Source organism: Synechococcus sp. CCY9202, assembly GCF_034931685.1.
Taxonomy (GTDB): domain Bacteria; phylum Cyanobacteriota; class Cyanobacteriia; order PCC-6307; family Cyanobiaceae; genus CBW1002.
Map to the genome: position 1 here is coordinate 1 of NZ_JAYGID010000113.1, position 10,889 is coordinate 10,889.

The following is a 10,889-nucleotide window of genomic DNA, read 5'->3' on the forward strand; positions in this document are numbered from 1 at the left end:
CCGGATCCGCCGCAGCGGATGACTGGTCGGGATCCGCTCCTCGATCGAGACGTAGGAGAACAAGGAGCCGCTGCGCTCCTGCTGACCTCGCATCAAACCTGGGGCAGCTGGCCCATTTTCGCAGAGGTGGCGGGGTTTTTCAGCAAACTCTTAAGAACAGATCCTGCAGCCGCCGGGGGCCATCGCTATGGTCAGCGCCTCCGGTGTGTCGCAGTGAGGACGGCCAGGTGACGGAACGGCGCATGCATCTGGTGCGGTGGGCACTCACCACCGGCTGGCTGCTGATCATCGCCTCGCTGCTCTACGACCCGTTCACGCCGCGCTTCACCGAGCCGGACCATCCCTGGAGCCCGCTTCGGCTGCCGGCCGACTGCGTGCCGGTGCAGGGCACTTGCCTGACGGAAGCCCCCTATCCCCTCGGCACCACCCTGTTCTGGGGGCTGGTGGTGCCGGCGGGCGTTTTTGTGCTGCTGGTGTTCGGCCACGAACTCTGGCGGCGCATCTGCCCGCTCTCCTTCCTCTCCCAGATCCCCCGCGCTCTGGGGCTGCAACGCCAGATCACCCGGGTGAATCCTAAAACCGGAGAAAAGCGCTTCCAGCTCGCCAAGGTGCCGGGCGATTCCTGGCTGGGCAAGCACTATTCCCAGCTGCAGTTCGGCTGGCTCTATGTCGGCCTCTGCGGCCGCATCCTCTTCTTCAATGCCGACCGGCTGGTGCTGTTCGCCTGGCTGAGCTTCACCATCGTCTGCGCCATCGCCGTGGGCTGGCTGTATGGCGGCAAGAGCTGGTGCCAGTACTTCTGCCCGATGGCGCCGGTGCAGAGCATCTACTCCACCCCCACCGGCCTGCTGGGCAGCAGGGCCCACATGGCGGCCACGCCGATCACCCAGTCGATGTGCCGCACCGTTCAGCCCGATGGCGCCGAACAGAGCGCCTGCGTGGCCTGCCAGCAACCCTGCATCGACATCGACGCCGAGCGCACCTACTGGGCCCGGCTGCCCACCCCGGCCTTCGCCTTCGAGCGCTACGGCTACGTGGGCCTGGTGCTGGGCTACTTCCTCTACGCCGGCAACTGGGACTACTACTTCTCGGGAGTCTGGCTGCGTCAGAGCGACCAGCTCGCGCTGCTGCTGCGGCCAGGTTTTGTCCTGTTCGGCCAGCCGATCGATGTGCCCCGGCTGGTGGCCGTGCCCCTGTTCCTGGGGCTGTGCACCTGGCTGGGGGTGCTGGTGGGCCGGGCGATCGAATCGGGCCTGCGGGGGCAGATGCGCCGCCGCGGCGCTGAGCCCGATCGGGATCGCATCCGCCACCGGGTCTTTCTGGTGGCCACCTATCTGGTGTTCAACTTTTTCTTCCTGTTCTCCGGCCGGCCCCTGATCCTGCTGCTGCCGGCCTGGGTTCAGTACCTCTACGACGTGATCCTGGTGGCGCTGAGCACCCTCTGGCTCTACCGGGCCTGGGGGCGTTCTCCAGCCCTCTACGGCCGCGAGAACCTGGCGGAGCGCTTCCGCAAGCAGCTGGCCCGCATGGATCTCGACGTGGGCCGCTACCTGGATGGCCGATCCATCGCCGATCTGGGCACCGAAAAGGTCTACGTTCTGGCCAAGGTGCTGCCTGGCTTCACTGGCCAGAAACGGCTGGAGGCCTACAAGGGCGTGGTGCGGGAGGCCCTTGAGGAGGGCTTCGTCAATGCAGCCAGCAGCCTGGATGTGCTCAAACAGATGCGCCTGTCGCTCGGCATCAGCGACGACGAGCACCGCCAGCTGCTGGAGGAGCTGGGGGTGGAGGATCCCGGCCTGCTTGATCCAGACAGCCGCCGCAGCCTCGAGGATCAGATTCGCCTCAGCGGCTATCGCAAGTCACTGGAGAGGCTGCTGCTGGTGCAGAGCCTCGGTGATGGCAGCGGTCGGGCTGGTGCCCGCGGTGATGCCCGCGACGACTGGGGGGCGTTGCGGGCACTGCGGCGGGAATACGGCATCTCCCTCGGTGAGGAGCAACGGGTGCTGGGCGACATTTCCCCCAGGGCCGCTGCCATCCGCAAGCTGGAGCTGTTGCTGGATCGGCTGCCGGCCCTGACAGGCGGCTACCGGGCCCTGCATCAGAGCGCCCTTCGTGACCAGACCGCTGTGCTGGATCTGCTGGACGACCGTCTCCAGTTACGCAAGGAGCTGACGCTTCGGGCCATCCTCGCGGGCCTGGTCACCCTCCAGGAGGATCCGGTGGTGCCGGCATTGGTGCAGCGCCTGCAGGCCATCTCGCCGCTGGGCCTGCCGGAACTGGTTCAGGGTGACGACTGGGCGGGTCGCCTGCCGACCGCCGTGGCCGAAGCCCTCGCCCAGCCAGGCGGGGAGATCGCCTCCTGTCGTCTGGACTTACCCGTGGCCGACACGCTCACCTTCCTCGAAAGCCTGGCGGCTGACCCCAGCCCCACCATGGCGGCCGCCGCTCTGTATCTCACCGCCTGCCTGGATGCTGAACGGGCCCGGTCACTGGCGGTCCAGGTGAGCGGCAAGGACACCCCACCCCTGCTGGCCCAGACGGCCCAGGCCGTTGGGGCTCTGCAGGGCCCGCCGGCTCTGAGGGATTGTCCGGAACTGGAGAAGCGGGTGTTCCTGGCCACCAGCGATTTCTTCCGCCGCAGCGATGCCGACACCCTGGCCACCCTGGCCGAACAGGCCGACATGCGCAGCTTCTGCCGCGGCGATCTGATCACCGAGGCCGGCGACACCTGCCGTGAGCTGCTGCTGCTGATCGAAGGCCGGGCTCAGGTGCGCCACCGCGACGGCGAACGGGAGTGGCTGGAGGACATGGAGCCCGGCCGGGTGCTCGACGAACTGGAGGTGCTCACCCACAGCACCTCGGAGAGCACGATCGTGGCCGAAGCCGATGGCACCCGGGTGCTGGCGGTGCCGGTGGATTCCTTCGATGTGGTGCTGGAGCGGGATCCCGATTTCGCCCGCCGGGTGCTCGAGTTGGAGAGCGCCCAGCTGCAGCGGCTGATGCGGGCGAAGGCGGGCTAAGGAGCGTCCAGCCGCTCAACAGCTGTGATCGGACAAGGCCCTGTCTGTCAGCACGCCGACCGGATGTCCAGGGGGCTGGCTGATGGAGGAAGCTGGATCAATTCATTGATGCGTGTGCTGCGATGCCCCAGACCCTGCGAGAGCGATCAATGCCTCTGGTGGTGTCCCGTTTCACGAAGGAGGAATCATCCAGGTCCGCATCTGATCCTGGTGCTGCCTCCAGAGGCTTCGGTGGGTCCGGAACGGAAAGGAACGGCAGGCGCCGAAAGACCGGCAAGAAAAAAACCCCTGCCCTCAGCCAGGCCGACTGGGGGCCCCTCGGCAAGCACCCTGACCTGGACGCGATCGTGGCGCGGCAGCGGTTGCACCTGCCCCTTTCGGGCCGGATCCGGGAAAGCGACGTCACCCGGGCCTGGAAGAACGCCGCAGCGGAACATCATCCCGATCGGGGCGGTGCCCATGACACCATGCAGCGCGTCAACGGTGCCCGGGATCTTCTGCTGGGTCGGGGACGTGCTGGCTGTTGATGTCTGATCTATCGACAAGGTGTTCCAACGGGGCTTTCAAAACCCTCACCCGATAATCAGTGAGTCAGATCGGTTGTCTTCAAACAGCGGATCCAGAAACACGAGGGATGATCAACAGGCGCCTTGATCGTGCCGATGGCGGGGATTTCGTTTCCGGACTCCTCAGCCTCAATGCCAAGACGGACAACCATCCTCACAGGTCGGTGACCGTTGAATCAATAATGGCTCGGGGGAGACTTGAACTCCCGACCTTGGGATTATGAATCCCTTTGATTAGAGCAAAACCCTTGCAGTAGCTGGGTTTGTCGATGAGGGATTCCCCGTCAGGTTCACAAGTTCACTGAATCTTCATCGAATCCGGCCTCTGGGGCGCTCTGCTGGCCCGCTCCCCCGAGGGACCTCTGCGACGGCGAAACCCTCTTCTTGAGACAGGTGAGCCGGACCGCTGCCCCCTACCCCCGCAGCTGCAAAACCACCCCGCAAGGCAACGCCATCGACCCCAACGACAGCCTTGCCTTGTCGTTCAGCCCCTGGGCCTTCTGCTGAAGGCTGCCTCAGGGTGTGTCGACCCGCAGGAGAACACCCTGCTGGTGCCACACGGTGTTGGAACGCGGTGCCAGCGGGTTGGCCATTCGGAAGTGGTGGCCGCCCCGGAAGAAGCCGCCCTTCTTCAAGCGCTGCAGGGTGACGCGGTGGATGCCAAGCAGTTCGGCCATGTGCTGTGTGCTGACCCACAGCCCAGGGGTCGTGGTGCTCATCGGATCTCCACAGGTCTCGGAGGCTATTGGGGCCGTCCCTGCGCCGTTCCCCCCAGTGCCAGCCCGGCCAGGATGCTGAGCCCCTGGCTCACGGCGTCATCGATGCGGCCCTGGGGCCGGGCGCAGAACAGTGACAGCGGATGCACCAGCGGGGATTGACCTGAATCCTCCACCGGTGGCGTGGAGGCATCGGGAACCAGCACCCCGGCCTTCCCCATGGAGCGCTGGGCCCCGGGCTCGCCGGCCAGGGAGACAGAACGCTGCACCGCGGCGTCAAAGCCGTTCAGGCGCACGTACAGCCAGGAGAGGGCGGTGCAGTTGAGCAGGTCGAAGCACAGGGTGAGGCCCTGAAAGCCCAGGATTCCCGACAAGATCCAGACCACCAACCGGCGGGATTCCATGGCGCTTGGCAACGGCTACCCCAGAGGGTTCCGGGCCGGCAGTGCAGCAGCCCCGGCGCGTCGACGCTCCGAACCGCCATGGTGACCACCATTGGCAGGCACCATGACCATAGGCTGGGTGATGGACAGCACGGGACTGTTTCAGTCAGGCCGCAGCCAGGCGGGGGCTCCGGCCACGTTGCTGATCCCGCGGGACTGGGCCAGCTTCCGCAGCTCCATCCTGGTGAGGGTGGCGAGGGCCAGGGCCTGGGCCCATAGTGTGCCGCCCCGCAAATAACAACTAGAATCCGGTGTGTCGCTAGAGGTGCTCCGTGGCACTAGGCCTTCCGATGAATCTACTGGTCCTCAGTGAGTGCCAACCAGAATTACATAGGATGCATGGGTGCATGATCTGACAGAACAGAATGAACACCAGGTCGACGGCCGGTATCGACACCAATTCTGAAACATCGCAGACTGATGTGGCTGAATCACTCTGCTCGACTTGTGGCTTTTGCTGCAGCGGTGCTTTCTTCTATCGCACTGTAGTAACTGAGGAAGAGGTCTCTTGCCTCACATCTCTATCGGTACCAGCAAAGCCATATCGCCATAGCAAGTTCAGCATTATGCACCCATGCAGTGCACTCTCAGAATGCAAGTGCTCAATTTATAGCCAGAGGCCACAGGATTGTAGAGACTGGAGCTGCAAGCTTCTGATAGCGACAGAATCCGGAACCATTCCCTTTTCAAGCGCGAAGGCCATCATCGCCAATGGAAAGTCGAAAATCTCATCCCTGACCACTCGAATCAACTCCTTCTTGCCTCCAGAACGATCAGGCACGACGAACTTTTACCTATTGCTTCACAAGCTTACCGACTACGTTGAAGAGAGCATAATGAATGGCAGGCCAGAGGGCGTCGGCCGTAAAGCACTTCAACTCATTGTGGCCACTAGAGATTACCTCGTTCTGATCAACGAGCACTTCAGGTCACCCAGTCTTCTTGGAAGGATCAACACTCTAATCGACTCAGTAGGCACAGCCAAGCCCGGAAAGTCTTAGTTCTGAGGTATTGATCTTCGGATGAACTCAGTTCAACCTGCTCGGGATCTATGGTTCGGGTACTCGTTCAGGGGGGGGTGACTGATACGGCGACGACATCTTCGCTTCGGCGAATGCAACCCCCAAGCGGCAATCAGTCACGATGCCTTAATCCAGGCCACGGTGCACGGCGACGATTAGGTAGGCGGGGGGTCCGCGCAACTCCATCGGCGGGTCTCAAGGCGCGACAACAGGGCTCCGATCGCCAGCCGGAGCCCCTCGGTGCCCGCCCAACTGTCGTTGCGGATCAAGGCGCGGTACATGGACAAGCGAGCCCAGGGGCTCAGACAGCAGATCGCTGCTGATGCCGTTGGCATCTCGGTTCGCAGCGCTCAGCGCATCGATCGAGGTGAGTTGCAACCCCAAGGCCACCACCAGCAGCCGGGTCGGACCTGGCGCACCCGTGCCGATCCCCTCGCGGACGTCTGGGACAGCGTCTTGGTGCCGATGTTGGAGCAGGCGCCCCAACTTGAGCCCCAGACCCTGCTGCTCCATCTGGAGCGGATTCACCCTGGCCAGGAGTGGCACCAGCGCAAGCGCACCCTGTAGCGGCGGGTGGAGCAGTGGCGGGCGCTGCAGGGCCACACCAAGGAGGTGATGTTAACGAAGAACAGCGCCCGTGCTGCTCACCACTAGCTTGGAATCAGCAACGATGTTGATCGGCTCTGTAGGGGGAATGACTGTCAGTCTGAATCCGTTGATGGAATTGGGGAAGGTGAACCAGATTGACCGGCCTTCTTCCGCCGCCGATGAAGCCTTCAACGATGGATTGCCGATCAGAATGGCTGCATTCACCAGTTATGACAGCCGTGTGTTGCGTCGGCGCAGGCTCGAGGCTCAGCCTCACTGACACTCCACCGTCCGATCAATGCAGCTGCTCGCTGAGTCGCGGCAGACGCCCGCCGGTCTGGCTCGCTTCCTCCAGGAGCTCCTCCCAGTCGTCTGGCGGATGGCCACGGTCCACCATCGACTGGAACACCCGGTAGGCATCCGTCTTGCTGCCGTAGGCCCGCTTGGTATCTGTGTCGTTCACCCAGCCCAGCACGATCACCTTCGAGCGATTGTGAAAGCGAAAGAACAGACGGAACTGCTGAAAGAACTTGGCCCGGCGCCAGTGCCGATGCCCAGCGCCCAGGGTTGATCCCTGCTGGTACTCCTTGCGGCTGGGGTCCTGAGGAATGTCCTGGAGCATCAACCGTGCGATGGCAGCCAGGCGCTTGCTGGTGTTCTTGCTGCGATATCCGAGGGGGTCCTTGCGTCGCAACGTCTCGACCTCCGCGATCAGCGCCTCCAGCTGATCCAGGAACAACGGGTGCGCAAATAGCAGCCACCCATGGGCCACCAGGGACGCTGCATCGGCCTTGCCCACGATCAGATGGTGTCGCCGCAGCCGATGTTTCCGAAGTCGGTATCGCAGCCGCCGGTCTCGTCGTCGTCCGGCAGCGGTGCATCGAGATCCACCTCGATGCCTCCAACCAGATCCTGCAGGCGGGCGACCAGATCAGCAGCGATGGGCTTGAGGCGCTCGGGATGGCTGGCGATGTCCTGCTCCAACAGCGCCAGGAAGGGAGCGAGGGCCGGATCGTCGTCGGGCTCTGGGCTGACCCGCTCCAGGACAACCTCGCCGTTGGAGCGGAAGGCGTAGCGGATGCGGTCGCGTTTGCGCAGCCCCAGGGCCCGCCGCACCGGCTGCGGAACGGTGGTCTGGTAACGATCGGTGAGCGTCGATTCCACCTCCTGCTGGGGAGCGTCCACGGCGGAAGCGGCCGCTGCAGACGAGGAAAGAGGAGCCATCGGGCCACCCAGCGGAACCAATACAAAGGTAATGCAGTTGCATTGCCTTAGCGAGTGGAGTGTGGCTCCAGCTCCCACCCGCCAGCGGCTTGAGCAGGCAGGGATCTCCTGCTGCCAAACGCCGTTGATCTGGCGGACTGCTGGTGTGGCCGCACAGACTCAAGATTGGGGCCATCGAAGAGATGCCCGATGGATGGGATCCCCCTGCTGTTGTTGGCCCTCAGCCTGATACTGCTGAGTGATCTGGTGGCGTTCGGGCTGCTGCTGCCTTCACTGCTGATCCGTACGGTTCTGGCCCGGCGCCATCCGGATGTGGTGTTCTGCGGAGCGGCGGATCGCAGGCGGCTGGCCCTCACCATCGACGATGGGCCGAGCGGGCCAGGTTCCGGGGCCTTGCTGGATCTGCTTCGGGAGCTGGATGTGCCGGCCACGTTCTTCCTGGTCGGCTCCCATCTGGAGCGCGATCCGCACTTTCCACGAAGGGCCCTGCAGGAGGGCCACGACCTCGGCAACCACCTCTGGCGGGATGAGCGGACCGCCACCCTGGCGGAGCCGGCCTTTCTGCAGCAACTGCGCGACACCCAGCGGGCGATCGAGCGGGCCGCTCTGCCGGAACGGCTCACCTGGCGCTGGTGCCGACCCGGACAGGGATGGTTTCACCGGCCGATGGTGGAGTGGCTGCGCGGCCGCCGCTACCGCCTGGTGCTGGCCTCGATCTTCCCCTGGGATACCCTGCGACCACCGATGAGTTTCATGCGCTGGTTCGTGCGGATCAACGCCCACCCCGGCGGAATCCTGGTGCTGCATGACACGCCGGCCCTGAGTGGGCGAACCCTCCGAGCCCTGCGCCGGATCATTCCCGACCTGCAACGGCTCGGGTATACGTTCGTGCCGCTGGCGGAGCTGCTCGATGCGGAGTAATCGCACCGGGAGGAACGATCAGCACAGAACCAGTCAGCACAGAGCCAGAAAGGCAACCTCCATATGCCTGGCTTTCGGTGTTGTCCATGCCGGTGTCTGTATTGAAGCTTCTGATCTCGTCCCAGAGTGTTCAAGCGCCTGAGCTGGAGACGCAGGAATCACAGGCTTGATTGCAGATGTTCAAATGATAATGGCCGAAGACCTCCCTAATCACGAACGTCCATAAGTGCGTACCAGTCCAGCCTTTGAACGCCTTCAGCGGAGGCCTGGACCAGCTCAATACCCTTGACAGTTCCATCGCTCTTGTACCAGGGATCTTCGCACAATGACGCAAAAGCCTGACGTGCTTCTTCCTGGGACTGAAAGGTCCCGACATTCACGATCCCCCAGGAATCGTGGGTATGAATCCTGAACATCAGAAGCTCACGGCGTTACCCCCCATTATCGTGGAACCAACCTCGAAGCGGCGCCACTCCACATGCGTCCGGAGACCATGCACGACGACAAGACGCATCGTTCTCGCCTGGTGGAGGAAGCAGCGGCAGGTGAAGCGTTTGTGATCGGCATGGCAGGCCGGCCGATGGTGCGCCGCCTGGGCCTGCTGGGGGGCCAGTGCACCGTGCCCGACGACTTCGATCAAATGGCTGCCGGCGATATTGCTGCTCTGTTTGAAGGCGCTGGGCAAGGCGGCTGAGCCGCGCCATGCCTCGGCTGCTGTGCTGATCAAGGCAGAGTCCCCGTTGGCGAGTTACCCAGTGCCGCTCCTGTTCATGGCCGCTACCGAGAGGTGTAGCCGTGCCTGAAGCTGTAGGCCACCACCCGCTCACCCCGCGCAGCCAGGCTCTCCACCTCGGTGCTCGGACCGCCAGCCGTCCTGTCGCTTGTGGTACGACCTCCCTGCAGCTGCTGCCCTGCAGCTGTGAACGGTTTGCCGTACTGACGCGGCGGTCCAGCGGATCTATCAATCAATCAGAGGCCTCGACCAGGGCGGTTCCAACCAGTTCCCTGCAACCGGCCAGTCCACCAGTGACCATGGCCTCACGAGGCAGGGCGAGCTGAGTCGCTTCTCTTAGGAGCCTGCTGAAAAAGTCCCGAGGTCGCCATGACTTGAGTCTGACCTCTGGGCGCAGCGCCCGTGAACACTGGGCTCGGAGTCAGGCGTTCCCGGGCTGAATGGCCCTTGAAGGGGTTTTTCAGCAGTCTCTTAGGCTGCCAATGGCTTCTGGGCAGCCATGCGCCTCGACGACCTACTGGCACAGGCTCCAAGGATCAGGGAGATCGCCATGGCCCATGGCGCCAGCAATCTGGCGGCATTTGGGTCCGTGGCCCGTGATCAGGCTGGACCCGACAGTGATCTGGATCTGCTGGTGGATCTGCCTCCACGCACCGGTCTCCTGGACCGCATTGCCCTGAAGCAGGCCCTGGAAGACACGCTGCACTGCCGCGTTGATCTGATTCGCCGCCGCAATCTCAGGCCCACCGCTCTGGCCTCGGCTGAGCGGGACGCGATCCCTCTGTGATGGAGCCCAGGGACCGTGATGCCTTGCGCGACATCCTGACCACGATCCGACGGGTTCAAGGATTCCCCATTCCCGATCGCGAGACATTCATGGCCAGCGACGTTCTCCAGGATGCCGTGGTGCGCAATCTGGAGATCATTGGGGAAGCCACCAAGCGGCTGAGCGACGCCTGCCGCAAGCAACATCCACAGATTCCCTGGCGGGAGATGGCAGGTATGCGGGATGTGCTGATCCATGCCTATGACCGCGTGGACCTTGAGGAGGTGTGGATCACCCTGAGCGAGCAACTGCCTGCGCTGCTGGTACAGATTGAGCCTCTGATCAGCGTGTGATCAGGTGACTTCTGAATCGATCAGAAGTCCTCAGGAACTGAGGTGAGCAGAGCCTCTCTGGAGTTGATGCCTTGCTGATCGCCTTGATTGTCGTCGGAAACACGACAAAGCCCAGTGACGAGGCCACCGGGCTTGAATCGTGGGTTGTGAGGTCGGAGCTGCTGACGCTGGCACCTGGGGCCAGGTGTCGATCGGGACGTTCCGTTGGGTCCGGGGCACCTGAGGCGGTGCAATGGACGGCGCCAGGGTTGTTTCAGCAAAACAGCCACGACACGCCAGGAACGTCAGTCATCCGTTGAGAGTGTTGGAGCAGGGGCCGGATCGTCAGCGCACTCCTGACGGTTGCTCAGGTGGGGTGTCTTCCATGCGCTGGAGCCTCCCGGGTGTCGATGCAGTCACGATCGGACGGCTGGCGGCTCAGGACAAGAGCTGGAGCGCGAACGAAACCGCTCTTCACCAAGGGCAATGGGGCTTCATGAAGGGGACTTCACGCTGCTGGCATCACCAGCAACAGCAACCGGTTGCCCTCCGGATCCA

At 63.4% G+C, this 10,889-nt stretch carries 14 protein-coding genes; 9 read left to right on the plus strand and 5 right to left on the minus strand.

The genetic code is table 11. The features are described from left to right. Positions 1-203: 203 nt before the first annotated feature. Positions 204-3,020 (plus strand): cyclic nucleotide-binding domain-containing protein, encoded by a 2,817-nt coding sequence (locus VB777_RS14285; protein ID WP_323249755.1) that lies wholly within the window; start codon positions 204-206, stop codon positions 3,018-3,020. A 122-nt stretch (positions 3,021-3,142) separates the two neighbouring features. Next, on the plus strand, positions 3,143-3,547 hold the full coding sequence (locus tag VB777_RS14290; RefSeq protein WP_322758758.1) for a molecular chaperone DnaJ: 405 nt from the start codon (positions 3,143-3,145) through the stop codon (positions 3,545-3,547). A gap of 554 nt (positions 3,548-4,101) precedes the next feature. Here VB777_RS14290 and xisR read toward each other — a convergent pair. The 3 genes from xisR to VB777_RS14305 form a co-directional block, all read right to left on the minus strand. Continuing rightward, the gene (xisR, locus tag VB777_RS14295) at positions 4,102-4,305 is read right to left on the minus strand and encodes an excisionase family protein (protein WP_197155578.1); all 204 of its coding nucleotides are present in this window, start codon (positions 4,303-4,305) and stop codon (positions 4,102-4,104) included. 23 nt (positions 4,306-4,328) lie between these two features. Beyond that, a complete protein-coding gene (locus VB777_RS14300; protein ID WP_323249758.1) occupies positions 4,329-4,706 on the minus strand; it encodes a hypothetical protein in 378 nt (125 codons plus the stop codon). Positions 4,707-4,847: 141 nt separating this feature from the next. Next, complete coding sequence (locus VB777_RS14305) at positions 4,848-4,979, minus strand: hypothetical protein (RefSeq protein ID WP_323249759.1); 132 nt, start codon at positions 4,977-4,979, stop codon at positions 4,848-4,850. Between the two features lie 131 nt (positions 4,980-5,110). On the opposite strand from VB777_RS14305, the gene VB777_RS17475 reads away from it, so the two are divergent. The 3 genes from VB777_RS17475 (at position 5,111) to VB777_RS14315 (ending at position 6,635) form a co-directional block, all read left to right on the plus strand. Beyond that, the gene (locus VB777_RS17475; protein ID WP_416238360.1) at positions 5,111-5,746 is read left to right on the plus strand and encodes a YkgJ family cysteine cluster protein; all 636 of its coding nucleotides are present in this window, start codon (positions 5,111-5,113) and stop codon (positions 5,744-5,746) included. 261 nt (positions 5,747-6,007) lie between these two features. Further along, complete coding sequence (locus VB777_RS14310; RefSeq protein ID WP_197155566.1) at positions 6,008-6,334, plus strand: hypothetical protein; 327 nt, start codon at positions 6,008-6,010, stop codon at positions 6,332-6,334. Positions 6,335-6,404: 70 nt separating this feature from the next. Next, the gene (locus tag VB777_RS14315) at positions 6,405-6,635 is read left to right on the plus strand and encodes a hypothetical protein (protein WP_197171550.1); all 231 of its coding nucleotides are present in this window, start codon (positions 6,405-6,407) and stop codon (positions 6,633-6,635) included. Between the two features lie 15 nt (positions 6,636-6,650). Here VB777_RS14315 and VB777_RS14320 read toward each other — a convergent pair whose 3' ends face one another. Both VB777_RS14320 and VB777_RS14325 read right to left on the minus strand, forming a co-directional pair. Then, positions 6,651-7,154 carry a type II toxin-antitoxin system YhaV family toxin gene (locus tag VB777_RS14320; RefSeq protein WP_322758756.1) on the minus strand — a complete coding sequence of 168 codons (504 nt, stop codon included), beginning with the start codon at positions 7,152-7,154 and terminating at the stop codon, positions 6,651-6,653. Positions 7,155-7,156: 2 nt separating this feature from the next. Continuing rightward, positions 7,157-7,579, minus strand: coding sequence for a type II toxin-antitoxin system PrlF family antitoxin (locus tag VB777_RS14325; protein WP_322758755.1), 423 nt, complete (start codon positions 7,577-7,579; stop codon positions 7,157-7,159). A gap of 189 nt (positions 7,580-7,768) precedes the next feature. On the opposite strand from VB777_RS14325, the gene VB777_RS14330 reads away from it, so the two are divergent. The 4 genes from VB777_RS14330 (at position 7,769) to VB777_RS14345 (ending at position 10,352) form a co-directional block, all read left to right on the plus strand. Beyond that, positions 7,769-8,500 carry a chitin deacetylase family protein gene (locus VB777_RS14330; protein WP_323249762.1) on the plus strand — a complete coding sequence of 244 codons (732 nt, stop codon included), beginning with the start codon at positions 7,769-7,771 and terminating at the stop codon, positions 8,498-8,500. Positions 8,501-8,978: 478 nt separating this feature from the next. Further along, a complete protein-coding gene (locus VB777_RS14335) occupies positions 8,979-9,194 on the plus strand; it encodes a type II toxin-antitoxin system prevent-host-death family antitoxin (protein ID WP_323249764.1) in 216 nt (71 codons plus the stop codon). A 538-nt stretch (positions 9,195-9,732) separates the two neighbouring features. Continuing rightward, entirely contained in the window at positions 9,733-10,020 is a 288-nt protein-coding gene (locus tag VB777_RS14340) for a nucleotidyltransferase family protein (RefSeq protein WP_231597900.1), read from the plus strand. Continuing rightward, complete coding sequence (locus VB777_RS14345) at positions 10,020-10,352, plus strand: DUF86 domain-containing protein (RefSeq protein ID WP_322758751.1); 333 nt, start codon at positions 10,020-10,022, stop codon at positions 10,350-10,352. The genes VB777_RS14340 and VB777_RS14345 overlap by 1 nt, the downstream gene beginning before the upstream one ends. Positions 10,353-10,889: the final 537 nt, after the last annotated feature.

Bases quoted from the DNA above. Each gene is read 5' to 3' on its own strand.
- VB777_RS14290 (WP_322758758.1), top strand. From the start codon at position 3,143: ATGCCCCAGACCCTGCGAGAGCGATCAATGCCTCTGGTGGTGTCCCGT.
- xisR (WP_197155578.1), bottom strand. From the start codon at position 4,305: ATGAGCACCACGACCCCTGGGCTGTGGGTCAGCACACAGCACATGGCC.
- VB777_RS14300 (WP_323249758.1), bottom strand. From the start codon at position 4,706: ATGGAATCCCGCCGGTTGGTGGTCTGGATCTTGTCGGGAATCCTGGGC.
- VB777_RS17475 (WP_416238360.1), top strand. From the start codon at position 5,111: ATGAACACCAGGTCGACGGCCGGTATCGACACCAATTCTGAAACATCG.
- VB777_RS14325 (WP_322758755.1), bottom strand. From the start codon at position 7,579: ATGGCTCCTCTTTCCTCGTCTGCAGCGGCCGCTTCCGCCGTGGACGCT.
- VB777_RS14330 (WP_323249762.1), top strand. From the start codon at position 7,769: ATGGATGGGATCCCCCTGCTGTTGTTGGCCCTCAGCCTGATACTGCTG.
- VB777_RS14335 (WP_323249764.1), top strand. From the start codon at position 8,979: ATGCGTCCGGAGACCATGCACGACGACAAGACGCATCGTTCTCGCCTG.
- VB777_RS14340 (WP_231597900.1), top strand. From the start codon at position 9,733: ATGCGCCTCGACGACCTACTGGCACAGGCTCCAAGGATCAGGGAGATC.
- VB777_RS14345 (WP_322758751.1), top strand. From the start codon at position 10,020: ATGGAGCCCAGGGACCGTGATGCCTTGCGCGACATCCTGACCACGATC.